The following is a 24,650-nucleotide window of genomic DNA, read 5'->3' as shown; positions in this document are numbered from 1 at the left end:
ATGACAATAAAGGTGGGAATTAACGGCTTTGGCCGTATGGGACGGCTGGCCTTGAGGGCTGCCTGGGATTGGCCGGAACTCGAATTTGTGCAGATCAACGACCCTGCAGGTGATGCCGCCACCCTGGCGCATCTGTTGGAGTTTGACTCGGTTCATGGCCGTTGGTCGCACCCAGTCGAGCATGAGGGCAGTGCCATAGTCATAGCCGGTCGGCGGATAGCGACCAGTCGCAATCAGGCCATTGCAGACAGCGATTGGTCTCAATGCGATCTGGTGATCGAAGCCTCGGGCAAGATGAAAACCAAGGCGCTGCTGCAAGCCTATCTTGATCAAGGGGTGAAACGGGTGGTGGTGACAGCGCCGGTGAAAGAGGACGGTGTCGCTAACCTGGTGATGGGGGTGAATCATCAGAGTTATGACCCGGCCAGGCATCCGATAGTGACAGCCGCATCCTGTACCACCAATTGTCTGGCGCCTGTGGTCAAGGTTATCCATGAGAACTTCGGCATTCGCCATGGCTCCATGACCACTATCCACGACATCACCAACACCCAGACCATATTGGATGCGCCCCATAAGGATCTGCGCCGAGCCCGCGCCTGTGGCCAGAGCCTGATCCCGACCACCACAGGCAGTGCCACCGCCATTACCCATATTTTCCCTGAGCTGAAAGGCCGCCTCAACGGCCATGCGGTCAGGGTGCCGCTGGCCAACGCCTCACTGACCGACTGTGTGTTTGAACTGGAGCAAACAGTGACAGAGCAACAGGTCAACGACTTGTTGCAACAGGCGGCCGAGACTGAACTCAAGGGCATTCTCGGCTTCGAGTCGCGGCCGCTGGTGTCGGTGGACTACAAGACAGATCCCCGCTCCTGCATAGTGGATGGGCTGTCCACCATGGTGATCAACGGCACTCAGCTGAAGCTCTACTGTTGGTATGACAATGAATGGGGTTATGCCAATCGCACCGCCGAGTTGGCGCTGATGGTGGGCCGTTTGGACCGGGATGCCTGAAGGACGACACCATGGCTGAAATGAGTCCGGCGCTGCGCCAATATCTGCTGATCACCGGCAACTACTGGGCCTTTACCCTGACAGATGGTGCGCTACGCATGCTGGTGGTGCTCTATTTCTATCAGTTGGGTTACGGTGCGCTGGCCATTGCCATGCTGTTTCTCTTCTATGAGTTTTTCGGTGTGGTTACCAATCTGTTGGGCGGCTGGCTCGGCGCCCGTTTGGGGCTCAACCGCACCATGAATATCGGCCTTGGGCTGCAGATAGTGGCGCTGGCCATGCTGTTGGTGCCTCAGGCCTGGCTGACCATTCCCTGGATGATGGCGGCCCAGGCACTGTCGGGGATTGCCAAAGATCTCAACAAGATGAGTGCCAAGAGTGCCGTTAAGACTCTGGTACCCAAGGATGCGGCCCAGGCAGGGCAAACCCTGTATCGCTATGTGGCGTTGCTGACCGGCTCCAAGAACGCCCTCAAGGGGATAGGTTTCTTCCTCGGCGGCGCCCTGCTGAGCCTGCTGGGGTTTGCCGGTGCCATTGCCGCCATGGCCGCTGTTTTGACCTTGGTGTGGCTGAGTTCGCTGCTGTTTCTCAAGGCGGAACTGGGCCAGGCCAAGAATAAGCCCAAGTTCAGTGAGCTGTTTTCCAAGAGCCGGGCAGTGAACATTCTCTCTGCGGCCAGGCTGTTTCTGTTTGCCGCCAGGGATGTTTGGTTTGTGGTTGCCTTGCCTGTGTATCTGGCCAGTCAATTTGGCTGGGATCACTGGCAGGTGGGGGGCTTTCTGGCCGGCTGGATTATCGCCTACGGCTTGGTGCAGGCCCTGGCGCCCAGGCTGACCGCCAGGACTGACGGCAAGAAAGTCGGCAAACATAAAGGCTCGGCCTTGCCGGGACGGGCGGCGGCGCTCTTCTGGTGCGGCCTGCTCGCTCTGGTGCCCGCACTTATCGCCCTTGGGCTTGGTAGCCAATACTCGCACGTCTGGCTGATCGGCGGCCTGTTGCTATTCGGCGCCTTGTTTGCGGTGAACTCTTCGCTGCACAGTTTTCTGATTGTCAGTTATGCCCGTGAGGATGGGGTATCCCTGGATGTGGGGTTCTACTATATGGCCAACGCCGCCGGGCGCTTGCTGGGCACAGTGCTTTCCGGTGCGCTGTTTCAGTGGTGGGGGCTGGAGGCTTGTCTTTGGGTTTCCAGCGCCATGTTACTGCTGACATTGGTTATCTCCCGTGGTCTGCCCCAAGAGCATGAGGCGCAATGATCCACTGCAAAATTAGACTATAAGGGAGTGTCACTTTTTTCCATAAGGGCATAGGCTTAGGGAAGGTGCGGCAGAGTTTTTCCGCAGCTGTATTGGCCGAATTGTTTCAAAGAGGGAAGTGTCATGTCCATGAGTTTGCAGTTTTGGGGCGCCACCCAAGAAGTCACAGGTTCCTGCCATCTGTTGCGGGTCAACGGCGAAAGCTTGCTGTTGGATTGTGGTCTTATTCAGGGAGGGCGGCAGGATGAACTGCGTAACCATGAAGCCTTTCCCTTTGCTCCTGAATCCCTGACTGCCGTGGTGTTGAGCCACGCTCATATTGACCATTCGGGGCGCTTGCCCTTGCTGGTGAAGCAGGGTTTTAGCGGCCCCATCTATACCCATAAGGCCACCATGGAGCTGTGCGCCATCATGCTCAAGGATGCCGCCATGCTGCAGCAGCGTGATGCCGAGCGGCAGAACCGCAAACGTGCCAAGCAAGATCTCGAGCCCATAGAGCCGCTGTTCACCGAAGAAGATGTCGAACTGGCACTGACCCGCTTTATTCCACTGGACTATGGCACCAAGCTGGATCCCATTCCCGGTGTGACCCTGTGTCTGAGTGATGCCGGCCATATTCTGGGTTCGGCGCTACTGGAGCTGTGGATCAATGATGGCAACACCCAGAAAAAACTGGTGTTCAGTGGCGATCTCGGCCGCGCCGGTATGCCGATTCTGAGAGACCCGACGCTGATCCAGCAGGCCGATCTGGTGCTGATGGAAAGTACCTATGGCGACAGGTTGCACCGTAGTTGGGAGGCGACCCTGGAAGAACTCAAGGGGATCTTCGCTACAGCCATCAGTGAGAGCCGCGGCAATATCCTGATCCCTGCCTTTTCGGTTGGCCGGGCGCAGGAGCTTTTGTATCTGTTTCACCTCTATGCCGGGGAGTGGGATCTGTCACGCTGGAAAATCTGCCTCGACAGCCCCATGGCCATAGAGGCCACCAAGGTGTATATCAATAACTATCCCTTGATGGACGAGGACTTCAAGCGTTTCGTGCATCAACACCCCGGGCAGCACCCGCTGCTGTCTGGAATAGAGTTTATCCAAAGTACCGAAGAGTCGATGGAACTCAACGACGTACACCAGGGGCTTATCATTATTGCCGGCAGCGGCATGTGTAACGGCGGTCGTATCCGCTGTCATCTGGAACACAACCTGTGGCGGCCCGAGTGTGACATTATCATCTGTGGTTTTCAGGCACTGGGAACCCCGGGGCGGCTGTTGGTCGATGGTGCCAGTGAGCTCACCATCAACGGCAACTCGGTGAACGTCGCCGCCAGAATTCACACAGTCGGCGGGTTGTCGGCCCATGCGGATCAGGCCGAACTGCTGCGCTGGTACCGTGAGTTTGAGGGCGCGCCGCCACTCATTCTGGTTCACGGTGAGCCGGATGCCCAGCGGCAACTCCTGAGTGTGCTGGAACATGCCGATGGTGTGCAGCCCAAACCCAGACCTCAGGCCTCGGCCATAGCGACCGAAGGCGACAAGCTGGATCTCAGCCGTTTACCCGAACTGAGCTGGGTTGTGGGAGATATATAGTGAACTGACATCCCAATGCCAGGGGATGCCGGTATTGATTCGCCTGAGCTTAGGGAAGGTGCGAATAAGTCCTCGTGGCACTCTGGCTTGCACAGCAATTGGCGTTCAAGGCATCTGACTGAAGGCATGCCGGGGCCTGTCGAAGTCGGATAACGCAGAGAGCCGGTTGCTGTGAAAGCCCCGAAGGGCGTGGCTTACAGGCCTGCCTGCTGTGTTGTGCTTCTTGCAAAGGACAGGGCCATTTACTGCGAACCACGCCTTGCATCCAGGCCCGTAAGCCGACGCAGAGCACGCATGGGACTTGTTCGCACCTTCCTTAGTTATAGGCGCCGACAGAGTAGTGCAGTTCATAACTGTGGCTGTATAGCTCAAGGATATTGCCGAACGGGTCTTCCATGTAGATCATTCGGTAGGGCTTTTCGCCGGGATAGTAGAACCTGGGTTTCGCCATGCGCTTTTTCCCGCCGGCGGCGACAATTTTCTCCGCCAGCGCTTCTATGTCGGGATCTTGCACTGCGAAATGGAAAATGCCGGTTTTCCAGTATTCGAAGTTATCTTCCGGGTTCTGCTGGTTGTCGAATTCAAACAACTCTATGCCGATACGATCACCTGTAGAAAGGTGAGCGATACGGAAACGCTGCCAGCCGGAGCCGAAAACATCGGTACACATCTCACCTATGGCTGAGTCATCTTCAGTGATCTCTGTGGGCTCCATAATGACATACCATCCCAGAACCTCAGTGTAGAATTTGACGGCGGCATTCAGGTCGGGAACGGAAATGCCTATATGGGAAAAAGTACGTGGATAAGTTGTAGACATATTAGCCTCTTGTATAGTGCGGCGTTGGAATGGAGGCAGATTAACTCGCAATTGACTTGTCTAAAAATTATCATTTATTATTATTTTAATTACGTATTGTTATTATCAATCTGAATGATTAACCCTAACTGGCTGAAAACATTTAAAACGTTGATAGATACCGGCCATTTTACAAAAACGGCAGACGTCTTGTTTATGACCCAGCCCGGTGTCAGTCAACAGATCCGTAAGCTTGAAGAAAGCTGCGGCCATGCATTGATCCGGCGTATCAACAAGACTTTCGAGATCACTGAGCAGGGCAAATTGGTGTATGAGTATGCCTGCCAACAGGCATTGAATGAGCAAAACCTATTTACCAAACTCAGTGACAATGACCCCTTCTCTGGCCGCTATCAGTTGGCTTGCTCCGGTTCACTGGCGCTGCATTTATACCCCAAACTGCTGGCATTACAGAGCCAACACCCAGGGCTCACAGTCGAAGTGGAGGCCGCTCCCAATCAAAGAATATTGGCGCTGGTGCTACAAGGAGAGGCCGATGCGGGCATTGTTACCCATGTGCCAAACCAGAGTTTACTCAGCGTGGAAGTCATAGGTCAGGAGCCTTTACTGATAGTTGTGCCCAAGGGCTGTAAAGTGACGGGTGATATTGCAAAGACCTTGCTCTCCCTGGGATTGATCAGTCATCCGGATGCGGAGCATTACCTGTCGCTATTTTTGTCCAATTGCGCAGAACCAAACCTGGCTTCACTCGATACGGGAAAGATAAAAATCAGCGGGTACGTCAACCAGATAAATCAGATACTGCTTCCTGTATCGCTTGGTTTGGGTTTTACCTTGTTGCCGCAATCGGCCGTGGCCAGCTTCATTGAACAAGACAGGATTGATGTGTATCGGCCGCCATCCATGGTTTATGAAACCCTCTATCTGATCCGTAAACGCAGTATGGAGCTGTCGCAAAGGGTTCAGTTTCTCAATCAAGAGGTGAGAAAAGCCATTAGCCATTAATGGCTTGATTTTCGCGTTGGTACTGAACACCTGGATTATCTCCAAATGCAGTTTTAGGTATTCCGGGAAAGACAAACGCCCCTTGATAAAGGAGCGTTTTTACTGTTGGCGCAAACTTGGCTTTAGCCCTGGTGCTGCCAGAGGATCTCCAGCTCATCGGCTTCGCCCATGGCCATTTCCAACAGGTTGACGAGCTCGGCATCGGCACCGCTGGCCTTGAAGGTTTCTATTTGAGTGCGGTTCAGCCAGTAATCCTGGTCGGCATCATGCTCTTCTACCAGGTTGTCGATCAGATACTGCAGCTGCTGCTCAGAGATATGGCCGATAAAAGCGCCGGTTTCTTTATTGCTGAGTTTGATCATTCTCTCTCCTTGGGTTGATGTGGCCTCAGTGGCCGGAAATCACAGCTCGCACTATATCTTGTTCAGTAAGTGCGTTGAATCCCATGTTTTGTCATAAAGCTCTCCTCATAAACGACCCCGGCCAGGGTGGCGATAGCCAGGCCAAGTACCAGTGCCAGCAGTAGAGGCTTGCAAACCCCCATGGGCACCAGCCAGATCAGCAGCAGCGCCAATACGCAGATGCCACCGCTTATGGGGTTAAACAGCAGTTCCATGCTGATATCGAAGGCACCCAAGGATTCGGCGTCCTGATAGCGTCGGAAATGGAGCAGGAAATAGAGGGCGGCGCAAAGCAAACTGACACTGGAAAATGCCAACAGTCCGCTGAGGCTGAAAGTTTCTTTGAAGTATAAAGTGGCCTGGTAACCCGCCACAGTCAGTATTGCCAGCCAGATAACAAGCAATGGCGCCAGGATAAATCCCATTACAGTCCCTTGATTAGACGTCCATGTTTACAGGTGACTGTAACCTAAAAGCATTTGCACAACAAATCGCCTGAGGGGATTTGTGGCTTGGTTCGCTTCTCGGCCAGGGTTTGTTTGTGCAGGCGGTTTCAAGAAGGCTATTTCAATCTCTAACGACTTGGTTACTTTTTGGTCTGCTTGCGGGATATACTCAGGCAAGTAATTGTTGTCGGAAGAAAACTTGTTTGGAGAATCCTTATGCGTTTTATCAAGACACTGTTTATTCTGTTGGCACTGATAATGGCTGTGCCGCTGATTGCCGCCCTGTTTGTCAAAAGCGACTACCAGGTGACCACCAATGTGGTGATAAACCGTCCGGTGGCTGAGGTCTATGACTATGTGAAATATCTGAAAAATCAAGATAAATTCAGCGTCTGGGCCAAGATGGATCCGGCGATGAAACGCAGCTATCGCGGCGTTGACGGCACTGTCGGTTTTGTCTCTGCCTGGAAGAGTGATAACCCGGAGGTGGGCCAAGGCGAGCAAGAGATAGTCGCCATGGAAACTAACAAGCGCATCGATTATGAGCTCAGGTTTCTGACTCCCTTCGAGTCCACTGAACCTGCCTACATGCTATTTGAACCCTATGAAGGCAATAGAACCAACCTCAGTTGGAGCTTTAAGGGGCACCTGGATTACCCGACGAATCTGATGTTTCTGTTTGTTGACTTTGAAACCATGATCGCCACGGATCTGCTGCGCGGGCTCAGCAATCTCAAGCTGCTACTCGAGTCTGAACCCACGCCGCAGGAACAGATTCAGAGCCCGTAAATCCAGGCCACCCATTGACGGTAAAGATTGAGCCCTATCAACAGGTTAATCGGAAAGGTGACCCCCAGCGAGGCAAGCATGGCCACGCCGATATTGGCCGATGGGATGGCCGCGCGGATCGCCGCCGGTGCCGCAATATAAGAGGCGCTGGCGCAGAGGCCTGCCAGTACCAGTGCCGAACCGGCGGGTAGCCCCAGGGCGTGACCTGTAATGATACCCACCCAGGCGAGTACGAAAGGCGTGATGGCAGCGAATGCCAACAGGCGCCAGTGACTCAATGGCAGCGGAGCACAAACCCTGGCGGTACACAATCCCATCTCCAGCAGGAACAGCGCCAGCAAGGTCTTGAATCCCTGCATCAGCACAGGGCTCAAAGAGGCCAAGCCCTCGGAGCCGTAGCCCCATCCGATAAGCACGCCGCCCCCCAGCAATATCACCCCACGGCTGGTAAGCGCTTCCAGCAGGATATTACCGCTGCGTCCCGGCTTATCCCGGTTCAGGCGTCGATAGAGCCACAACATGACTATGATGGATGGCAGCTCCAGCAGTACCAGATAGAGAGTGGTTTCGGGCTTGAGTGGCCAGCCCAGCTGCTCTGTCATGGCGTAGACAACGGCAAAAGTCCCGGCACTGACCGAACCGTAGTGGGCGGCAATACTGATGGCATCGCTCTGTGGCAGGCGAACCACTTTTTTCAATATGGGATACAGCGCCAGCGGGATAGCCAGTCCCAGACCTATCACTAACCCCAGCTCGGCAAAGGACAGCTGATCTGTGTGGCCGTGCAGCGCCATGCCGCCCTTGAGGCCCAGGGTCAGCATTAACAGTATGGAAAGGGTTTCGTAGGTGGATTCGGGGACTCTGAGATCCGATTTGAGCAGACCGGCCAACAGGCCTAGACCGAAAAAGGCAATAACAACATCAGGCATGGGGTTCTCCTTGTTAGACGGCTGGAGATTGTGCTCGCCCAGCGCTATATTGGAAAATAAATTATTCACTACATATATATAGATAATTATCTATGGATCTTCGCCATCTCAGCCTGCGCTTGTTGCAGGTGTATATTGAAGTGGTCCGGCGGCAGAATATTTCCGCCGCTGCCAGACACCTTTATCTGACTCAGCCGACCGTGTCGCTGCAATTGAAAAAACTGGCCGAGCTGGTGGGTGAGCCCTTGCTGGAAACCAGCCCGGGAGGGCTGCGGCCGACTCAGGTTGGGCAGGAGCTTTACCGGGCTGCCGTCGACGTGATGACTCGTTTGGAAGACTTCAACGGCATGCTGGCCAAGGTGCAGGAAGGGGAGAGCGGCCACATCAATATCGGCCTGGTGACCACGGCCAAGTACGTGGTGCCGCGGATCCTCGGCGCTTTCTATCGTCGTTTCCCCGGTGTCCGAGTCACACTGAACATAGGTAACCGTGCCCATGTGCTGAATCGCTTTGAGCATCTGGAAGATGATCTCTACCTCTTCAGCCATCCCCCCAGGGGCGAAACTGTGCAATCGGCGCGGATCATCCGTAACCCACTGCAGCTGATTGCCCCCAGAGATCATTGGGCCGCAGGGCAGAGTGAACTCAAGTTTGAGCAGCTCAGTCGCGAGCGCTTTCTCATCCGTGAGCCGGGGTCGGCTACTCGGTTAATGTTTGAGTCCTGGCTCAGCGGTCAGGGGATGGAACTGGGCGACTGTATGCAGATAGAGAGCAATGAGGCCATTCGCCTGGGGGTCGCCTCGGGGCTGGGGTTATCAGTTATCTCGGCCCATACCCTGGAGGAAGGGCGCGAGCGCCCGGCTATTCTGGATGTGAAAGGCTTCCCGCTGGAAAGCAATTGGTATCTGGTGAGCCGTAAAGACAGGCGTATGCCCTATGCGGCGCGGCAATTGGTGCACTTTATGGCAGAACATCTGCAGCAGTGCATAGAGGCCGAATGGGTGGCCGGTGATATAGCCAAGTTGCCGGCCAACCTGGGATTGGTCGACTGAGTCTTATCCTAATTAATCCAGCGCGCGTTCGCGCCCTTTCTCTTAAGGGGGCGTGGACGTTGAGTGTTTTCGCTTCCCGGCGGGAGGTATAACAGTAGGTTTCCAATTGTTAATCTTTCGTTGTAATCTGGGTGTTCCTTATGCAGTTTTTGCCATTACAGATGGAAACTGCAGCGATAACAATAACTACACGAGGTTGGAATGGAAACAATAATGGAGTGGGTTAGCCAGCTCAACAGCCTGGTTTGGGGTGTGCCCATGCTGGTGATGATCCTGGGGGTAGGACTGTTTCTGTCCATAGGTTTGCGCTTTATGCAGCTTCTCAAGCTGGGGAGAGGCTTCCGCTTACTCTGGTCCGGGCGGATCCCGGATAAAGACACCAATATGAAAGGGGAGATCAGCCCCTTCAATGCGCTGATGACGTCACTGTCGGCCACCATAGGTACAGGGAATATCGCCGGGGTGGCGACGGCAATCTTTCTTGGCGGCCCGGGGGCACTGTTCTGGATGTGGTGCACCGCGCTGGTGGGAATGGCCACCAAGTTTTCTGAAGCCGTGCTGGCAGTCAAGTATCGCGAGGTCGATGATAGTGGCAACCACATAGGCGGCCCCATGTACTACATCAAGAATGGTCTCGGCCAGAAATGGGCCTGGTTGGGAACTCTATTCGCCTTATTTGGTGGTTTTGCCGGTTTTGGTATCGGCAACACAGTGCAGGCCAACTCGGTGGCCGATGCCTTGGACAGCAACTTTGGTGTTCCAGCCTGGGCAACCGGCTTGGCGATGATGATCTTGGTGGGGGCCGTCCTGATGGGCGGCATCAAGCGGATTGCCGACGTTGCCGGTAAGTTGGTACCCCTGATGACTGTGTTTTATATCACCTCAGGCTTGGCTGTGATTGTGGTCTATTTCGATCAGATCCCGGCGGCATTGGAGTTGGTATTCGAGAGCGCCTTCAACCCAGTGGCGGCTCAGGGCGGTTTCGCCGGTGCGGCAGTGTGGGCCGCCATACGTTTCGGGGTGGCCCGAGGGGTGTTTTCAAATGAGGCAGGTCTTGGCAGTGCGCCGATTGCTCATGCAGCAGCCCAGACCAATAACCCTGTGGCGCAAGGATTGGTGGCCATGTTGGGTACCTTCATCGATACCATAGTGGTCTGCTCCATCACAGGTTTGGCGATTATCGTTTCCGGTGCCTGGACCTCGGGGGAAACCGGCGCGTCCTTAACCTCCTACGCCTTCAGCCACGCTCTGCCCATAGGGCAGTACATAGTGGCCGTGGCACTGGCTATCTTCGCCTTTACCACCATTCTCGGCTGGAGCTTTTACAGTGAAAAATGCGTGCAGTACCTATTTGGTACCAAGGCTATAGTGCCGTTTCGCCTGGTCTGGACTCTGATGGTGCCCGTGGGAGCCATGGCGTCTTTGGACTTTATCTGGCTGGTGGCCGATACCCTGAATGCCATGATGGCGATCCCCAACCTGATAGCCCTGTTACTGCTCAGCCCAGTGGTCTTTGCTTTGACTCGGGAATACTTCATCAAGCAGCGCCAGGCCGAGTTGCAAAAATAGCGAGACAATTGCTTTTGAACCCAAAACAGGGAAACTCGAGTTGCCCTGTTTCTTTATCAGTCGGCGTTGCTGTCAAACTCAGTGTCTTCCAGCAACTCGAACATAGGTTCGGCATTGGGTAACTGTTTGAACAGGCGGCTGAAGTGCCTCTGCACCCCCTTGAGGTCTATCCCGGCCATCCCGGAGGCAAAACCAAACCAGGCGTAGAGGCCACTGAAGTTGTCAAACATGGGCGGCAGATACTTGGGGGCGGCAATAAGCCCCTCCCTGTGGGCCTGATAAAGCACCGGGATATCCTCAATGGCCAGCTTGCCGACAAACAGCATAGGGATAATCTCCGGGATCCCGGCTGTGATGGCGGAGCGGATAAAGTTAATGTTTTCCACATAGCCACGTACATAGGATATGTCCTTGGTGAAGTAGCTGCCACCCTGTACCATGCCGCCGCGAAACACCCGCTGAGTTACCCGGTAACTGTCTCGTTTACTGAGATTCTGGCCGCAGAAATAGTTGAATACTTCAATAAAGTCGGCACCTTGCTCGGCCATATCGACCGCGGTGATCCTGTCGCTGATACGCCTGGCCCGCCCTGGGTTGGAGCTCAGGGTAATGGTTTCCATCAATACGGCCAGCCCTTCCTGGGCTGCTGCTACCCTGGGAGAACCGACGCTGAGCCAGGTAGCCCAGGGTTGAGCCCGACCATTGAGGGTGGTGCCCACATGCACCCAGCCCTCATGCACCTCGTAGACATCAAGATCCGATTGGCTGAACAGCGCCTTGCTGTTGAGCTTGACCGTGTCGCCGCCCACGGCGGCATCCGAGACTATGCCATCACTGAGACGCACCCGAATATCGTCGCTGTGAAAGTAATCTTTCAGGCGGCGGCCGAGTATATCCACCGCCTCCGGCGCGGCGATTTCTTTGGGGTGATGACGATTGCTGCGCAGCGCTGCCGGCAGCGAGAAGATGTAACTCAAACGGTCGCCGAGCTGTCTGAGATTGTGTCTGTCACCATGGAGTTTATGGTTGGCACTGCCGTAGAGGCGGCGGCTGAATTCGCCGAAGTCGGCCTTGCCGCGGTGTTGCAGCATGTCGATAACCTGAAGATATTGCTCGATATTGGCTATCAATATCTTGCCCAGCTTGTCGTATCTTCCCAGGCGCTTGCGGGTCTGCAGGCGCAGTTCGGTCAACTCTTGGCGGGTCTTATCCGGATCAAAAGGCAGCGGCAGACGCTGGTAAAACTCGGCGTCTATGGCGGGTAATTGCTTGCAGTTACTCTCGAGAAAACGGGCTTCCATCTCTCTCGGCCACTTGATGGCATCGAGGATTTTTATCGGCGTCTGCAACCGGATCAGCTCGTCCGAGAGGCGCCGCAGATCCTCTTTATAGGCACTTGTGTCTGGCATCAATAGTCTCCTCGGAAGGACACAGGCTATTGGCGGCTATCATCTTGGATAACGCGCTGTCTGGCAACAGAATTTATCTTTGCCAGATCTTGGTGCAACCGCTTGGTTATTGAGCATAGTCGCCCCAGATGATTTAAGCTAATTAATTGATATTCATCATGTTGCATTGTTGGCATTCAAGCTGCTTACCTGAGATAGATGGCCGGAATTTCAGGAGCAGTTATGGCAAACATGAGTTACTTGAGTGTGATTGAACGTTTTCATGAGTATCAGCCGCTAATCGATGAACTATTGCAATCGATTCTGACCGGAATGGCCGACTCTCAGCTCTTTGACGACACAGGGCGGGCCATCAGGGTATTTTCTGAAGTGGCAGCCTGTTACCCCTTCGTGGAATTGATGTATTTACTCGACGAAAATGGTCACCAAGTGAGCCCGAATCTGGCGCTTATCAAGCAAAAGATCAAACTGCTGGCTGTGGGTGAACACCCGGATCGCAGCCAGCGCCCCTATTTTCTCAATGCCAGCGACAAGAGCGGGGTGCAGATAACTTCACCTTATCTTTCCAATGCGTCCGGGCAATTGTGTCTGTCGGCGTCCCTGGGAGTGAGTCGTTTGGATGCCAGTCGCGGCTTTGTGGTGGTAGATATCAATCTGACCCGGCTGATTGAATTTATGATGGGCGACAGTCACAGGCGCAAGGTGACGCCACTGTTCAAGGCGGTTTATCTCACTCTGGTAACAGGGTTATTCATTATAGTTGGGGTACTGGTGCTGATTTCGGCCAGGGATATCTGGCACTTGTTGGCGCAGGGGCCGCAGCTGGCTCATGACTCACTCAAGCCGTTCGGGATCATCATCTATATCACCCTGGCGTTGGCGATATTCGATCTCGGCAAGACCATACTGGAAGAGGAGGTGTTGATGCATAAAGACATCTTCCGCCACAGCTCCACCCGGCGCACCATTACCCGCTTTGTTTCTACCATATTGATCGCCATCTCTATTGAGGCCTTGCTGACCATGTTCAAGGCATCACTCGGGCAGGTGGAATATATTCAGGGAGCGATTTTGATGATGCTGGCAGTGGTTGGTTTATTGGTGGCTTTGGGATTATACGTCTGGTTGGGAGCCAAAGCCGAGGCCCTGCTTATTCAAACCCAGTCTTTACGGGGGCGGCAAGGATAAGGAGGATGTTGCTGACATCCTCCCACATCTGAAAGCCGACGCAGAGCACATGGGGCTTGTTCACACCTTCCCTAAAACATATCGTCATCATCGAGCCCCATGGCTCGTCTGAGTTCCAGGCGCTCCAGGTAATCTTCCAAGCGGCGTTTTACCTGACGTTTGTGCTGCAGTGCCTTCTCGGCCTGACGGTTTTTTGGGGTGGTCATCGCTTCAATTTCAGCATCGTTGGGCACGAGTTCAACAATATGGGCCATAACGAATTCCTCACGGTTTATCCAAGGATTTTCTAGCCAAAAAAGCATTGGCTGAAAAGCAAAAATTTTTGTCTAACAAAGCAAATGATTCTGTCCGTCCCTCTACTCAATATTAGCCTTGGTTAAACTGAAATCTAGCACTGAGTCGCAACAGGAAGTGAGATCGAGACAACATTTTGACGATCTTTTCCAAGGACCTAAAACTTGGGGATTTTTTGCTGTTTTTGACTTGTTTTTTCCATGATCCTGACCAGAATTAACCTCATAGCATTCGCTTTATTGGCTAAGGACTAGGCTGTTTATGATCCAGGACGATCGTCTCACCGCATCATCCTCCCCAGCAAAAAGCTTCGGTTTTTCCACTCCGGCCTCGGTTTGGCTGATCATGTTGGTGGCGCTTCTGTTCACCTGCCTGGGTTGGTATCTGTTCAATCAATATGCGGAGCAGCGCGGACGTGAGCGCTTTGAGTATCAGGCCATGCTGGTCAAAGATGCCATAAGAGATCGTCTGTTGACCTATGAGCAGGTGTTGCGGGGTGGTGTGGGCCTGTTTATGGCATCCGATGGAGTGACTCGTGAGGAGTGGCATGAGTATGTGACCAACGCCAAGATGGAAAGCTTTTATCCCGGGATCCAGGGGATAGGCTACAGCGTTATTTTGCACCCGGAGCAACTGGCGGCCCATGAGGCGGCCATCAGGGCTGAAGGTTTTGAAGAATATCGGGTGTACCCAGTTGGTAAGCGTGATACCTACCAGGCCATTATCTATTTGGAACCCTTTGATTGGCGTAACCGGCGGGCATTTGGTTATGACATGTATTCCGAACCGACTCGCCGAGAAGCAATAGATAGAGCCATCAACACAGGGGAGGCGGCGATCTCCGGCAAAATTACCTTGGTACAGGAAACCCAGCAGGATATTCAGGCCGGCTTCTTGATGTATTTGGCGCTTTATGATGAAACTTCTGCCGGCCCCAAGGCTGCTACAGGTGTGGTCTATGCCGCCTTTCGAATGAATAACCTTATGCAAGGCATTTTGGCCGATAAGTTTCCCAGCCTGAATCTAGAGATCTTTGATGGCGACACCCCCTCAGACACTTCGTTGCTGTACAGCACTGAGGAGCTGGGGCCGATTGCCAAAACCTACAATCATGTGTTGCCGCTCAAGGTCGGTGGTCATCAATGGTTGCTGCAAATCGGCGCTGACAAGAGTTTTGTCACTGAAACCGAGAAACTGCAAAGCAAATTGATGCTGGGCATAGGCCTGCTGTTTATCTTGGTGCTGCTCTATTTTCTGCTCAGTAATGCCAGAGCCAGATATCAGGAAGGCTTGCTGGCCAACGAGATACTGGCCAATGAAAAACGCTTCCGCTTGGTTATAGAGGCCTCGCCGTCGGCGCTGATCATGGTTGACGGCCATGGGCTCATCACTCTGGTCAATGCGCATACTGAGCAACTGTTCGGTTATGCCCGGGACGAACTACTGGGCCGCAGCGTGAACATACTGCTGCCGGAAAGTCTGCATAAGTCTCACAATCGGCACATGGGCGGTTATCTGCAGCAGCCGATTGCCAAGAATATGTCCCAGCGTGATGACCTGTTCGGCCGAGCCAAAGACGGTTCTCTGGTGGCGGTCGAAGTGGGGCTAACCCCAATCCATTTCACCAATGGCCAGTCGATTTTGGCCACTATCAATGATGTATCGGATCGCAAAAGGATTGAAGCCGAGAAAGCTCGTCACACAGAGGAGTTGGAAAAAATAAACCGTGAGCTGGACAGTTTTGCCTATATAGCCTCTCACGATCTTAAGTCGCCGCTGCGGGGCATAGAGCAGTTATCCGAGTGGCTGGCAGAAGATCTCAGCGATAACAGCAGTGAACAGGTGCAGAAGTATCTGCACCTGATCAAGAGCCGGGTTCAGCGGATGGTTCTCTTACTGGATGGCTTGCTGACCTTCTCGCGCATAGGCAGGGTAGATACCGAGTTGACCGAAGTGGACAGCAAGCAGTTGCTGCAGGACACCTTCAGCCTGGTGGCTCCGCCAACCGGGTTCAAGCTGGTTATCTTGTCTGAAATGCCTGTTCTGACCACGGCCAGGGTGCCGCTGGAGTTGGTATTTAGAAACCTGTTCAGCAATGCCATCAAACACCACGACAAGGGGGAGGGGGTACTCAGCGTCAGCAGCGAGCGCCAGGGCGACTATTATTGTTTCTGTGTTACCGATGACGGCCCTGGGATAGCGGCCAAGTTTCATCATAAAATTTTCGCGATATTCCAAACGCTTAAGCCTAGAGATGAGGTAGAGGGCAGTGGCCTGGGGCTCTCTTTGGTGAAAAAGTCGGTGGAAAATATGGGCGGCAAGATCTGGGTGAAATCGGAAGGGCGTGGTTGCAGCTTTTACTTTACCTGGCCGGTGCACTTCAAGGAGGAGTCATGAGCCAAACTGCCGGATATAAGGAAGTCACTATTCTGTTGGTCGATGACGATGATGTCGATTACATGGCGGTACAACGGGCAATGCGGCAGCTTAGACTACTGAACCCCTTGGTCAGAGCCAAAGATGGTTTGGAGGCCTTGGAGATGCTGAATGATGGTCGGGTACATCATCCTTATCTAATCTTACTGGATCTCAATATGCCGCGGATGAATGGCTTGGAGTTTCTCAGCCATATCCGCAATGACCCTGCATTGTCTCTCTCAGTAGTCTTTGTGCTGACCACCTCAAGCGCCGATGAAGACAAGGTAGAGGCTTATAAGCATCATGTGGCCGGCTATATGGTCAAACATGAAATAAGCGATGGTTTTTATAATATTTTCAATATGCTGGAAAGCTATTGGCGTATTGTTGAGTTGCCGGAAGCCTGAGGGATGGAAAGCATGAATCTGCTGTTGATCGATGATGATGAGATAGACAGAGCCGCTATCATCCGCGCCCTGGATCAATCGTCACTGGCGTTCAAGGTGATGGAGGCCAACTGTGCCCAGAGTGGCTTGGAGTTCGCCTGCCAGCAGCGTTTCGACGGCATACTGCTCGACTATATGTTGCCCGATGCCAATGGCCTGGAAGTATTGAGCCGCCTCAATGAATCGGCCGGAGAGCAAACCGCGGTAGTGATGATCTCCCGTTATGAAGACGACAAGCTGGCGCAGCGCTGCATCGAGTTGGGGGCGCAGGATTTTCTGCTCAAGGATGAAGTCAATACCAGCCGCTTGACCCGTGCCATCCGCAATGCCAAGCAAAGGGCTTCCATGGCGTTGGCATTGCGCCAAAGCCACGAGAAACTCAAAGAGCTGGCCGAACATGATTCCCTGACCAAGCTGGTCAATCGTTACGGTTTTGAGCTCTGCCTGAATCGTACCTTGAGTCAGGTCAAGCGTCATCAGGACATGCTGGCGGTGATCCTCTTGGATCTGGATGATTTCAAGGGTATCAACGACACCTTAGGGCACCAGGTGGGGGATATCCTACTGGTGGAAGTGGCCAACCGTCTCAGTGCGGCGCTCAGGGAAGGGGATCTCATTGCCCGTCTCGGCGGCGATGAATTTGTAGTGCTGGTGACCGAGTCGGAGAATCGTTACTTCCCGATGGCGGTGGCCAACAGGCTGCAAAGGGCCTTTGAAGAGCCTTTCCCTCTGGGGGAACATGATGTGCTTATCGGTGCCAGCATTGGCATTGCAGTGTACAGCGATTCTGTCTGTGACAGCTCTGAGCTGCTCAAGTGTGCCGACATTGCCATGTATCGCGCCAAGAAGGTGGGCCGCAACCAGATCCAGTTCTATTCTGAAGAGTTGGCCAGAGAAGTCAGGTTTCGCAACCGCATCGAGATGGGCCTGAGAACCGCGCTGGAGCGGGATGAATTCAGGGTCTTTTATCAGGGGAAATTCGATGCGATTTCTGGCGAGCTGTTGGGAATGGAGGCCTTGCTGCGCTGGCAACATCCTGAAGATGGGCTGCTGGCGCCGGACAGTTTCCTGCCGATAGCCGAAGAGATAGGCCTGGTAGATGAGATAGGCGAGTGGGTGTTGGCACAGGCCTGCGCGCAAACCGTCAAGTGGCTCGCCATACTCGCTCCGGTAGGCAAGCAGTTATCTGTGGCGGTTAACCTGTCACCGTCGCAGATCATTCGTGAAACCCTGTATCAGACCATAGTCAGGGTATTGCAGCAAACCGGGCTACCGGCTTCGCTGCTGGAGTTGGAGCTCACCGAAAATGCCTTGATAGAGGAACCGCTGGAACTGGCCAAGGTACTGGAGCGGATAGCTGCACTGGGAGTTGTTTTCTCTCTGGATGATTTTGGCACTGGCTTTTCATCCCTCGAACACATCAAGTACTTTCCCATCAATGTGCTGAAAATCGACAAGAGTTTTGTGGCTTCGGTCGAACAGGATGAACGCGGCAAGCGTCTGTTGTCGGCCTTGATCAACTTTGCCAACGGCTTTAACGTGGTGTCAGTTGCCGAGGGCATAGAAACCGAGGCGCAGGCGCAGTTTTGCCGTGAGCGGGGCTGTAACCTGCTGCAGGGGTATCTCTATTGTCGGCCAATTCAGCCCCAGGATTTTGAAACCCAGCATATTTTACCTTTGCTGGCCGAGGGGGATGTTTGATTTTACTTGCCTATTGGCAAGGGATAGTCAAAGATGCCACTTCTTTTGCTGGGCCATAACTCTTTGGCGGATCACTCAAACATGAAAATCGGTATTCTCTCTCAATTTCCCGAGCTCTATTCTACCCGCCGGCTGGTGGAAGCCTGTGAGGGACGTGGTCATCAGGCCAGGGTGATCAATCCACTCAACTGTTATATGAACATCAACTCGGTGCAGCCCAGTATCCATCTTGAAGGTGAAGAACTCAGCGGTTTTGATGCCATTATCCCGAGGATCCATGCCAGTGTGACTTTCTATGGCTGTGCCCTGGTGCGCCAGTTCGAGATGATGGGGGTGTATGCTGCCAATGACTCTATCTCCATAGCCCGCTCAAGGGATAAGCTGCGGGCACTGCAGTTGCTTTCCCGTAAAGGGGTGGGTATGCCGGTCACAGGTTTTGCCAGCAAGCCGGATGATATTCCTGATCTCATCGCCATGGTGGGTGGTGCGCCGCTGGTGATAAAGCTTTTGGAAGGCACCCAGGGGATAGGCGTGGTGCTGGCCGAAACCAAAAAGGCCGCCGAGAGCGTTATTGAAGCCTTTCTGGGGCTTAAGGCCAATATTCTGGTGCAGGAATATATCAAAGAAGCCAACGGCAGTGATATTCGCTGCTTTGTGGTGGGCGACAAGGTGGTTGCGGCCATGAAACGTCAGGGCCCGGAGGGGGATTTTCGCTCCAATCTGCATTTGGGCGGCAGCGCCGAGAAAATCAAGATTACCCCTCAGGAGCGCAAGACAGCCATTGATGCGGTCAAGGCGATGGGGCTGGCTGTTGCCGGAGTGGATATTCTTCGCTCCGAGCGTGGCGCCTTGGTGCTTGAAGTCAATTCAGCTCCGGGTATTGAAGGTATAGAGTTGACCACAGGTATCAAGGTGGCCGAGCCGATAGTGGAGCATATCGAAAAAATGGTTGCTGCCCGTAAACGCAATCGTCCTGTCATCGCCTGATTGCGCCTCGGGCTTTCCCATCCTTAGAATTCGAACTCATAGACATAGCTGAGCACTATCTTGGCATCGTCGTCCGGCAGATCCGTATCGGCCACCATAAAGGAGACTGAGCCTATGCCGGTTTCCTTGCTGATGGCCAAGTGGTAGTCGGCGTAGTCGGAAACCCCGAACCAACTCTGCACCACATCACCGTCTGAATAACCATAGTGTGCCGTCAGCGTCACGGTTTCCGTGATGGGATAGCTGAACCCGGCGTGGATATAGCTCAAATCCTTGTTATCCAGTGGCGCAGCGGCCACGTCATCACCGGCGTTAACCACCTTGGCATAACCCAACTCAAACCACTTCCAGCTGAGAGTCAGCGCCAGCTCACCAAAGTCGATATCGCCTTCGGCATCCGGGTAGCCATAGTAGAGATAGCTGATGTCATAGCCAAAGTCTTCGCCTATGCTGCCGGAGTAACCACCGTAAAAATCGAGCTCGTAACTGGTATCGTCACCAAAGTCGACATTGGAGGCCCAGGTTCCCAGGTAAAAACCCGAGTCGTGGCTATAGTCTATACCGCCTTGAACGGCGACAGAGTCATCCGTCTGGGTGGTGCCGCGCCACAGATAGTTGGAGGCGGCACCTATATTCCCCGATACAGCGGCCTGGGCTTCGCCGGCCACCAACAACAGACCTGCAATAACTGACAGTGAAAACTTGGTGTGTTTCATTCTCATCCCCTCGATGGTTTGGGTTCTGGAGCCGGGCAAGCTTGACCGGTGCAGATACTCGTTATTGTCTGTGCGGAATGAGCGAATCCTGTGCCAAGTTTAAATAGGCATTAAATACATGTGGTTAGCTTTTGAGTGTGAGGTAGGTTAAGGAAATGTTGCATTTCGCTGGGGCGGGCTGCACTTTTTTTGTGCAATGGAGTGTTAGGAACCTCAGGCAATAAAAAAACGCCTCAATATGAGGCGCTTTCATCCGTGAAAAGCGGCTTAGTTGACGCTGTCACGCAGTGCCTTGCCGGCCTTGAACTTGGGAATAGTGGCGGCAGGGATTTGGATCTCTTTACCGGTTTGCGGGTTACGACCAGTGCGGGCTGCACGGGTTGAAGTTTCGAAAGAGCCAAAGCCTACGATGGAGATTTTAGTTCCTTCTTTCATGGCATCGGTCACCGCTACTTCGAACGACTTGAGTGCGCGGGCAGCTTCTGCCTTGGACAGGTTGGCGTGTTCTGCCATTTTAGCGATCAGTTCAGTTTTGTTCATCTGGAGCGTCTCTTCTTTCCGTCGATAAGTTATTATTGCCCATCTAACATGCCATAAGGTTTTTGGCTTGAAAAGGCCTTTCAGCGGGCTTCTTGGGCTTTATCCGCTATTTTTTAACCAAAAAGACACAAAATTGTGAGCCGGTCGCCGATTTCCTTAAATTCAGTGCGATCTAGTCAGACTTTTCCTGCTGCAAAAAGCGCTTGGTCCTGCCGGAAAAAGCCACCCAATACTGGAATAACAGCAAGGCCAGCAACACAGCCGCCAGCGGCAGCAAGGGGATATTTCGCCCTGCCAGCTCCAGTTTGACATCCTGCGGCGTAATCTGCAGTGCAACCAAAGCCGTAGTGGCAAATGCCATGAGTCCCAGAGTCTGAATAAAGAGATAGATACGCAATGCCCACAATGACCAGGATGTGCGCATTACTATGCCTACCAATACAGGGATGACTCCCAAGGTAAACAGATCCACAGCGCCGGTGCTGATGGTGCGCCACAGTGCTACCACAGCCAGTACCAGGTAGAGGATACAAAGCAGTACCAATGGTATTGGTCTTGAAATGGACATAAATGACTCCTGTGAGAAATTGGCCTAAGTCTATGGAAAGCCCTGGGGGGAGTCCAGCCGGATTTTAATCGCTTTTTGCGGTAAAATAACCGCCGACATTTTTGGCAGGATAACACTCAATGACAGAAGAGCAGTTTTGGGAGCTGGTCAGCCGCGACTATCCAGAACAGGACCAACAACAACTCCAGGCGCGTTTGACCGAAAAACTGCAAGGTCTTAGCGATGATGAGCTGGCAGAGTTTGATAAACACTTTGCCCGGCAGCTCAGGCTGAGTTACAGCTGGGATCTCTGGGGAGCTGCTTACATCATCGCCGGAGTCGATTCAGATTATGGTTTTGCCGAGTTTCGCAACTTCCTGGTGACTCTGGGTAAGGAGCGTTATCAGGCGGCCTGCAATGCAGCGGATTCGCTGGGGGAACTGGATGTTTGGCCGCAGCTGAATGGCTATGCTTATCCTTTTGTTGAGGAGATAGATCTGCTGGCCGGCCAGCTATACGAGACCCGTACCGGGAAAGAGTTGCCTTTTGTGCCTTCGGGGCTGAGTCAGCCCAAGGGTAAACGTTTCAACGATCAACCCAAGGCATTGCGCAAGCTTTACCCCAAGCTCAGCGCCCGTTTCCCTTTCTAAGCAGGCTTAGTCGTTGCGCATCTGCTCGCACTGAAAGCCTTGGCGGCGGGAGTCGAAGCGGCAGTAGCTGCCACACTCCCAAGGTGCCCCCTCCGAGGCCTGGGACTTCTCGATGGCAAACGCCTTACAGCTGGCATAGTCGCCAAAATCGTCCTCTTTGATATAACGCCCCGAATCGAAGCCATGGGTATAAATGAAGGCGCTCCAGGTTTCCGGCCCCTTGGGTTTGGCATCCTGATTGATGGCGACGAGAACAATTCCCAGGGCGGTAAATAGTCCCAAGGTAATCAGCAAAGACGGCGAGAATTTCACTGGCACTCCTGTTGTGACTGGTTTTTTTAGCACTGCTATTAGATTACTTCCTCGGGCCTGACTCAAGCAGCCTTGTGTTAAAGCTTGTTGGGGCTGCTACAAATTGATACTCAGGTTAACGCATTTTTGTGGGTGGCTATGAAAAATAACAAAATAAAATAATCACTTATAACAGGATGATGTTCGCATATTAGTTTTGCGTTAAGCCCGGATTCAGGTTAAATTTTATACTCTGAGTTTGAACCAAATGCATACTGACATTCGCTCCCAAAGGAGGCTGATATGAAAATCAGATATCTGTTACTTGCAGCAGCCCTGACCTCTGGCTCGGCGCTGGCGGCCGACAAGGTCGATGAAAACCCGGTTACCGAGTCGGGTAAGGTAAAAATTGAGTGGCAGTCACCCAAGGATTTTCGGGACATCAAGTCTGCCAGCGAGCTGCAATCCCGTTACGAAAAACGTCTGTTCGAGACCTTGACCAAAGCCTTGGATAAAGACGTTTCCTCATCTCTAAAAGACAACCAAAAGCTGGAACTGACAGTCACAGACGTGGATTTGGCCGGCGATGTGCGGCCTACCTTTGGCGCTACCGCCAACGATATACGTGTAGTCAAGAACGTTTATCCGCCCAAGATAAGCTTCAGTTATCGCTTGTTGGAAGGCGATCAGGTGGTCGTTGCCGGCGATGAAAAGCTGACTGATATGCAGTTTCTCGACCATGTAGACAGAATTAACAGCGACAGCTTCCGTTATGAAGAAAGAATGCTGAAAGACTGGTTCCAGAAAACACTCAAGCCTAAACTCTAAGCCGTCTTCGGCATCTTCAGCAAGCACAGCCCTTGAGTGCTGTGCTTGGCCTGTTTTTTTGCCAGTGCACACAAGCGGGACAACTGATGCTCGCTGGCGTCCAGACTCAATGGCGGTGGCAGTATTCCGACGCTGAGGCGCAGTAGCGGTTGAAGGCATTCCTGCCCTTGTCTGTCCTGTGCAAACAAGTGTTGTCTTTGCCAGTGCTCGTCACTGAAAAACTGCCTCTTGCCCTGTTCAAACTCTGCCAATATTTGCTGACAAACCCCGAGCAGTTGCGGCTTTGTGCCTATCATTACGAAATCATCCCCACCCACGTGGCCGATAAATTGCGCCTTGCCGTATTGTCTGAGCAGGCCGGCGACTGCCCTTATCACTTCATCACCGCGACTGAAGCCGTAGATGTCGTTATAGGGTTTGAAATGGCATAGCTCAAAATAGGCCAGATAGAAATGCTGTCGCAGTTTGCGCAGCCGTTGCAGCTCTTCCTGAATGGGCACATTCCCGGGGCAATTCAGTCAATGGGTTGGCGTGGCGCGCCGTCTGTATTCTGTGTTCAGTGATGCGCTGCAGCAGCTCGCGGGTGTGGCCCAGACCGATGAAGTCGCCCTGACGCAGAATAATGAATTCCTGCGCTATTTCGGTACCAGGCTTGGCGGTGAGTTTTTGACTCACCCGCGACAGCGGCGTGGCCGCATCGACCATAAGCACATCTTTGTCCATGAGCTCTGTGACCGCTTGGTGCTCATGAAGGGCGCGGCCATAGGGCCGGGAAAACAGCTCCATCAGTCGATGGCGATATACTAGCCCCAAGGGTTGTTTCTGCTCCAGCACCACTATGCACTGAAGCTCTGGCTGGGAGAGAAAGCGTTCGCTCAACTGCTTGAGTTCGGTATCAGAGCAGCAGGTTTGTGCCTGATGGCACAGGCTCTCCGCTGCCTCGTTGTATCTCGGTTGTTCCTGCTGACGAATGGCGAGATAGCGGGTCTGCAATTGCCTATCAGGTTGCGCCTCGGGTCTGCCAAGCAAAAAGCCCTGACAATAGGTGATCCCGAGCTGACGCAGTATCGTCAGCTCGGCTTCTGTCTCTATGCCCTCGGCGATGACTTTACAGGTCAGGCTTTGGCACAGTTCTATGATGGAGCGGACAAACTCCTGTTTAACCGGAAACTTATCTATCTGATGGATAAAGTGGCGATCAATTTTGACATAGTCGGGCGAGAGTTCTGACCAGAGGCGCAGGCCTGAGTAGCCGGCGCCAAGGTCGTCGAGTGCGGTCAGAAACCCTTGATTGCGGTAGTGATCCAGACAGGCTTTGAGCTGATCTATGTCATCGGCCGGGTATTGTTCCGACAGCTCTATGACCACATTGGATGGTGCTATGCCGAACTGTTGCAAGAGTTTGAGTGTTTGCCCCTTGGGATGACTTGGATCCAGCAGTGCCTTGGGGGAGATATTGATAAACAGCTTGCCCGGCAGTTGTCTTTGTTGGAATTGCGCTATGGAGACCCGGCGGCATAAGGTCTCCAGCTCGGAGAGGCGCCCCAGTCGTTCGGCGGTACTGAACAGATGAAATGGAGAATGAACGCTGCTGCCGATAGGGCCGCGGCTTAGGGCTTCAAAGCCATGAATACTGTTGCTGTCTATGTTGATAATCGGCTGAAACAGTGCGGTGATATCCTCTTTATCCAACACACTTCTAAGCTCAGCAATCCTGTCTATGGCCATCAAACTGCAATACCTCACCAGGCCCCAAATCGGATAGAGTCT

At 53.3% G+C, this 24,650-nt stretch carries 24 protein-coding genes and 1 pseudogene; 14 read left to right on the top strand and 11 right to left on the bottom strand.

The features are described from left to right. The 3 genes from ACMHXI_RS19275 to ACMHXI_RS19265 all read left to right on the top strand — a co-directional run bounded on the left by ACMHXI_RS19275 (position 1) and on the right by ACMHXI_RS19265 (position 3,854). Positions 1–1,014 carry an ArsJ-associated glyceraldehyde-3-phosphate dehydrogenase gene (locus ACMHXI_RS19275; RefSeq protein WP_025886849.1) on the top strand — a complete coding sequence of 338 codons (1,014 nt, stop codon included), beginning with the start codon at positions 1–3 and terminating at the stop codon, positions 1,012–1,014. Between the two features lie 11 nt (positions 1,015–1,025). Then, complete coding sequence (arsJ, locus tag ACMHXI_RS19270) at positions 1,026–2,270, top strand: organoarsenical effux MFS transporter ArsJ (RefSeq protein ID WP_117200266.1); 1,245 nt, start codon at positions 1,026–1,028, stop codon at positions 2,268–2,270. A gap of 123 nt (positions 2,271–2,393) precedes the next feature. Further along, positions 2,394–3,854, top strand: a complete 1,461-nt coding sequence (locus ACMHXI_RS19265; protein WP_044733616.1) for an MBL fold metallo-hydrolase RNA specificity domain-containing protein — start codon at positions 2,394–2,396, stop codon at positions 3,852–3,854. A gap of 316 nt (positions 3,855–4,170) precedes the next feature. Here ACMHXI_RS19265 and ACMHXI_RS19260 read toward each other — a convergent pair whose 3' ends face one another. Next, positions 4,171–4,674 (bottom strand): lactoylglutathione lyase family protein, encoded by a 504-nt coding sequence (locus ACMHXI_RS19260; RefSeq protein ID WP_115389328.1) that lies wholly within the window; start codon positions 4,672–4,674, stop codon positions 4,171–4,173. 114 nt (positions 4,675–4,788) lie between these two features. Between ACMHXI_RS19260 and ACMHXI_RS19255 the strand changes: the two genes are divergently transcribed. Further along, complete coding sequence (locus ACMHXI_RS19255) at positions 4,789–5,679, top strand: LysR family transcriptional regulator (protein WP_054743306.1); 891 nt, start codon at positions 4,789–4,791, stop codon at positions 5,677–5,679. 122 nt (positions 5,680–5,801) lie between these two features. Here ACMHXI_RS19255 and ACMHXI_RS19250 read toward each other — a convergent pair whose 3' ends face one another. Then, positions 5,802–6,041 carry a galactosyldiacylglycerol synthase gene (locus ACMHXI_RS19250; protein ID WP_115389327.1) on the bottom strand — a complete coding sequence of 80 codons (240 nt, stop codon included), beginning with the start codon at positions 6,039–6,041 and terminating at the stop codon, positions 5,802–5,804. A 62-nt stretch (positions 6,042–6,103) separates the two neighbouring features. Then, complete coding sequence (locus ACMHXI_RS19245) at positions 6,104–6,505, bottom strand: hypothetical protein (protein ID WP_025009308.1); 402 nt, start codon at positions 6,503–6,505, stop codon at positions 6,104–6,106. Positions 6,506–6,742: 237 nt separating this feature from the next. On the opposite strand from ACMHXI_RS19245, the gene ACMHXI_RS19240 reads away from it, so the two are divergent. Continuing rightward, positions 6,743–7,315, top strand: coding sequence for an SRPBCC family protein (locus ACMHXI_RS19240; RefSeq protein WP_115389325.1), 573 nt, complete (start codon positions 6,743–6,745; stop codon positions 7,313–7,315). Here the strand turns inward: ACMHXI_RS19240 and ACMHXI_RS19235 are convergent. Next, a complete protein-coding gene (locus ACMHXI_RS19235) occupies positions 7,303–8,244 on the bottom strand; it encodes a sodium-dependent bicarbonate transport family permease (RefSeq protein ID WP_115389324.1) in 942 nt (313 codons plus the stop codon). The genes ACMHXI_RS19240 and ACMHXI_RS19235 overlap by 13 nt on opposite strands. A 92-nt stretch (positions 8,245–8,336) precedes the next feature. Here ACMHXI_RS19235 and ACMHXI_RS19230 point away from each other — a divergent pair, with 92 nt between their 5' ends. Next, positions 8,337–9,296: a LysR family transcriptional regulator gene (locus ACMHXI_RS19230; protein ID WP_115389323.1), complete on the top strand. Its 960-nt coding sequence runs from the start codon at positions 8,337–8,339 to the stop codon at positions 9,294–9,296. Between the two features lie 201 nt (positions 9,297–9,497). Continuing rightward, positions 9,498–10,865: an alanine/glycine:cation symporter family protein gene (locus ACMHXI_RS19225; protein ID WP_208170531.1), complete on the top strand. Its 1,368-nt coding sequence runs from the start codon at positions 9,498–9,500 to the stop codon at positions 10,863–10,865. A gap of 56 nt (positions 10,866–10,921) precedes the next feature. Here the strand turns inward: ACMHXI_RS19225 and ACMHXI_RS19220 are convergent, their stop codons facing one another. Beyond that, positions 10,922–12,274, bottom strand: coding sequence for a flavohemoglobin expression-modulating QEGLA motif protein (locus tag ACMHXI_RS19220; protein ID WP_115389321.1), 1,353 nt, complete (start codon positions 12,272–12,274; stop codon positions 10,922–10,924). Between the two features lie 222 nt (positions 12,275–12,496). Between ACMHXI_RS19220 and ACMHXI_RS19215 the strand changes: the two genes are divergently transcribed. Continuing rightward, a complete protein-coding gene (locus ACMHXI_RS19215) occupies positions 12,497–13,462 on the top strand; it encodes a PDC sensor domain-containing protein (RefSeq protein WP_025009312.1) in 966 nt (321 codons plus the stop codon). A 71-nt stretch (positions 13,463–13,533) separates the two neighbouring features. Here ACMHXI_RS19215 and ACMHXI_RS19210 read toward each other — a convergent pair whose 3' ends face one another. Further along, on the bottom strand, positions 13,534–13,716 hold the full coding sequence (locus ACMHXI_RS19210) for a PA3496 family putative envelope integrity protein (RefSeq protein ID WP_025886854.1): 183 nt from the start codon (positions 13,714–13,716) through the stop codon (positions 13,534–13,536). 304 nt (positions 13,717–14,020) lie between these two features. Between ACMHXI_RS19210 and ACMHXI_RS19205 the strand changes: the two genes are divergently transcribed. From ACMHXI_RS19205 to rimK, 4 genes are all read left to right on the top strand, one after another. After that, a complete protein-coding gene (locus ACMHXI_RS19205) occupies positions 14,021–16,153 on the top strand; it encodes a CHASE domain-containing protein (protein WP_413735848.1) in 2,133 nt (710 codons plus the stop codon). Next, the gene (locus ACMHXI_RS19200) at positions 16,150–16,581 is read left to right on the top strand and encodes a response regulator (protein ID WP_413735837.1); all 432 of its coding nucleotides are present in this window, start codon (positions 16,150–16,152) and stop codon (positions 16,579–16,581) included. Before ACMHXI_RS19205 ends, ACMHXI_RS19200 begins: the two co-directional genes overlap by 4 nt. A 12-nt stretch (positions 16,582–16,593) precedes the next feature. After that, on the top strand, positions 16,594–18,321 hold the full coding sequence (locus ACMHXI_RS19195) for a putative bifunctional diguanylate cyclase/phosphodiesterase (RefSeq protein ID WP_144164366.1): 1,728 nt from the start codon (positions 16,594–16,596) through the stop codon (positions 18,319–18,321). Between the two features lie 81 nt (positions 18,322–18,402). Further along, positions 18,403–19,308 (top strand): 30S ribosomal protein S6--L-glutamate ligase, encoded by a 906-nt coding sequence (gene rimK, locus ACMHXI_RS19190; protein WP_025009316.1) that lies wholly within the window; start codon positions 18,403–18,405, stop codon positions 19,306–19,308. A 23-nt stretch (positions 19,309–19,331) separates the two neighbouring features. Here the strand turns inward: rimK and ACMHXI_RS19185 are convergent, their stop codons facing one another. The 3 genes from ACMHXI_RS19185 to ACMHXI_RS19175 all read right to left on the bottom strand — a co-directional run bounded on the left by ACMHXI_RS19185 (position 19,332) and on the right by ACMHXI_RS19175 (position 21,132). Further along, a complete protein-coding gene (locus ACMHXI_RS19185; protein ID WP_028779648.1) occupies positions 19,332–20,024 on the bottom strand; it encodes a TorF family putative porin in 693 nt (230 codons plus the stop codon). Between the two features lie 267 nt (positions 20,025–20,291). After that, a complete protein-coding gene (locus ACMHXI_RS19180) occupies positions 20,292–20,564 on the bottom strand; it encodes an HU family DNA-binding protein (RefSeq protein ID WP_025009317.1) in 273 nt (90 codons plus the stop codon). A 172-nt stretch (positions 20,565–20,736) separates the two neighbouring features. After that, positions 20,737–21,132, bottom strand: a complete 396-nt coding sequence (locus ACMHXI_RS19175; protein WP_037436326.1) for a hypothetical protein — start codon at positions 21,130–21,132, stop codon at positions 20,737–20,739. 119 nt (positions 21,133–21,251) lie between these two features. On the opposite strand from ACMHXI_RS19175, the gene ACMHXI_RS19170 reads away from it, so the two are divergent. After that, the gene (locus ACMHXI_RS19170; protein ID WP_144379758.1) at positions 21,252–21,761 is read left to right on the top strand and encodes a DUF4240 domain-containing protein; all 510 of its coding nucleotides are present in this window, start codon (positions 21,252–21,254) and stop codon (positions 21,759–21,761) included. Between the two features lie 6 nt (positions 21,762–21,767). Here the strand turns inward: ACMHXI_RS19170 and ACMHXI_RS19165 are convergent, their stop codons facing one another. After that, the gene (locus ACMHXI_RS19165; protein WP_208185160.1) at positions 21,768–22,073 is read right to left on the bottom strand and encodes a hypothetical protein; all 306 of its coding nucleotides are present in this window, start codon (positions 22,071–22,073) and stop codon (positions 21,768–21,770) included. A 282-nt stretch (positions 22,074–22,355) separates the two neighbouring features. Between ACMHXI_RS19165 and ACMHXI_RS19160 the strand changes: the two genes are divergently transcribed. Then, positions 22,356–22,880 (top strand): DUF3016 domain-containing protein, encoded by a 525-nt coding sequence (locus ACMHXI_RS19160; RefSeq protein ID WP_025009321.1) that lies wholly within the window; start codon positions 22,356–22,358, stop codon positions 22,878–22,880. Here the strand turns inward: ACMHXI_RS19160 and ACMHXI_RS19155 are convergent. Further along, a pseudogene (locus ACMHXI_RS19155) lies at positions 22,877–24,611 on the bottom strand (GGDEF domain-containing protein). The gene ACMHXI_RS19160 and the pseudogene ACMHXI_RS19155 sit on opposite strands and share 4 nt — an antisense overlap. Positions 24,612–24,650 lie beyond the last annotated feature (39 nt).

The organism is Shewanella sp. BJSY2023SW005 (assembly GCF_047314585.1).
GTDB lineage: Bacteria > Pseudomonadota > Gammaproteobacteria > Enterobacterales > Shewanellaceae > Shewanella > Shewanella algae.
Note: the sequence above shows the minus strand (reverse complement) of the source record. Positions and strands in the feature narration are given on the sequence as shown.

Excerpts from the sequence above, each read along its gene's own strand:
- ACMHXI_RS19185 (WP_028779648.1), bottom strand. The coding sequence starts at position 20,024 with ATGAAACACACCAAGTTTTCACTGTCAGTTATTGCAGGTCTGTTGTTG.
- ACMHXI_RS19220 (WP_115389321.1), bottom strand. The coding sequence starts at position 12,274 with ATGCCAGACACAAGTGCCTATAAAGAGGATCTGCGGCGCCTCTCGGAC.
- ACMHXI_RS19175 (WP_037436326.1), bottom strand. The coding sequence starts at position 21,132 with ATGTCCATTTCAAGACCAATACCATTGGTACTGCTTTGTATCCTCTAC.
- rimK (WP_025009316.1), top strand. The coding sequence starts at position 18,403 with ATGAAAATCGGTATTCTCTCTCAATTTCCCGAGCTCTATTCTACCCGC.
- ACMHXI_RS19225 (WP_208170531.1), top strand. The coding sequence starts at position 9,498 with ATGGAAACAATAATGGAGTGGGTTAGCCAGCTCAACAGCCTGGTTTGG.
- ACMHXI_RS19215 (WP_025009312.1), top strand. The coding sequence starts at position 12,497 with ATGGCAAACATGAGTTACTTGAGTGTGATTGAACGTTTTCATGAGTAT.
- arsJ (WP_117200266.1), top strand. The coding sequence starts at position 1,026 with ATGGCTGAAATGAGTCCGGCGCTGCGCCAATATCTGCTGATCACCGGC.
- ACMHXI_RS19235 (WP_115389324.1), bottom strand. The coding sequence starts at position 8,244 with ATGCCTGATGTTGTTATTGCCTTTTTCGGTCTAGGCCTGTTGGCCGGT.
- ACMHXI_RS19240 (WP_115389325.1), top strand. The coding sequence starts at position 6,743 with ATGCGTTTTATCAAGACACTGTTTATTCTGTTGGCACTGATAATGGCT.
- ACMHXI_RS19245 (WP_025009308.1), bottom strand. The coding sequence starts at position 6,505 with ATGGGATTTATCCTGGCGCCATTGCTTGTTATCTGGCTGGCAATACTG.
- ACMHXI_RS19180 (WP_025009317.1), bottom strand. The coding sequence starts at position 20,564 with ATGAACAAAACTGAACTGATCGCTAAAATGGCAGAACACGCCAACCTG.
- ACMHXI_RS19255 (WP_054743306.1), top strand. The coding sequence starts at position 4,789 with ATGATTAACCCTAACTGGCTGAAAACATTTAAAACGTTGATAGATACC.
- ACMHXI_RS19160 (WP_025009321.1), top strand. The coding sequence starts at position 22,356 with ATGAAAATCAGATATCTGTTACTTGCAGCAGCCCTGACCTCTGGCTCG.
- ACMHXI_RS19250 (WP_115389327.1), bottom strand. The coding sequence starts at position 6,041 with ATGATCAAACTCAGCAATAAAGAAACCGGCGCTTTTATCGGCCATATC.
- ACMHXI_RS19210 (WP_025886854.1), bottom strand. The coding sequence starts at position 13,716 with ATGGCCCATATTGTTGAACTCGTGCCCAACGATGCTGAAATTGAAGCG.
- ACMHXI_RS19275 (WP_025886849.1), top strand. The coding sequence starts at position 1 with ATGACAATAAAGGTGGGAATTAACGGCTTTGGCCGTATGGGACGGCTG.
- ACMHXI_RS19230 (WP_115389323.1), top strand. The coding sequence starts at position 8,337 with ATGGATCTTCGCCATCTCAGCCTGCGCTTGTTGCAGGTGTATATTGAA.
- ACMHXI_RS19260 (WP_115389328.1), bottom strand. The coding sequence starts at position 4,674 with ATGTCTACAACTTATCCACGTACTTTTTCCCATATAGGCATTTCCGTT.
- ACMHXI_RS19265 (WP_044733616.1), top strand. The coding sequence starts at position 2,394 with ATGTCCATGAGTTTGCAGTTTTGGGGCGCCACCCAAGAAGTCACAGGT.
- ACMHXI_RS19195 (WP_144164366.1), top strand. The coding sequence starts at position 16,594 with ATGAATCTGCTGTTGATCGATGATGATGAGATAGACAGAGCCGCTATC.
- ACMHXI_RS19170 (WP_144379758.1), top strand. The coding sequence starts at position 21,252 with ATGACAGAAGAGCAGTTTTGGGAGCTGGTCAGCCGCGACTATCCAGAA.
- ACMHXI_RS19200 (WP_413735837.1), top strand. The coding sequence starts at position 16,150 with ATGAGCCAAACTGCCGGATATAAGGAAGTCACTATTCTGTTGGTCGAT.